Consider the following 289-nt stretch of genomic DNA (forward strand, 5'->3'; position numbering starts at 1 on the left):
GCGACGTGCGCGGCGCCATTGATGCTCTGGGCGTGCCGCGCAAGACCTTCTACGACAAGCTCAAGCGCTACGGCATTGCCGCATCAGAGTTTCGCAATGGCGGCGACGCCGACACGCAACCATCTCGGAAAAGCGATGAACACGACGCTTGAAACGACGGCAAATCCCTTGCCGGAAGAACTCGCCTTTCTCGGTGAACGGCTGACGGCGTTCAACGACGGCGATGTCGGCGCATCCGAAAGGAAGGCGCTTGTGGTGTTTGTGCGCGACGAGGATGGCGCGGTCGTCG

1 pseudogene is annotated in these 289 nt (G+C 61.6%); it reads left to right on the forward strand.

The features are described from left to right. Positions 1 to 135: 135 nt before the first annotated feature. Positions 136 to 289, forward strand: a pseudogene (locus EOB49_RS38480) (GNAT family N-acetyltransferase); the annotation flags it as partial.

The organism is Mesorhizobium sp. M7A.F.Ca.MR.148.00.0.0 (assembly GCF_003997735.1).
In the GTDB taxonomy this organism is placed as follows: Bacteria; Pseudomonadota; Alphaproteobacteria; order Rhizobiales; family Rhizobiaceae; genus Mesorhizobium.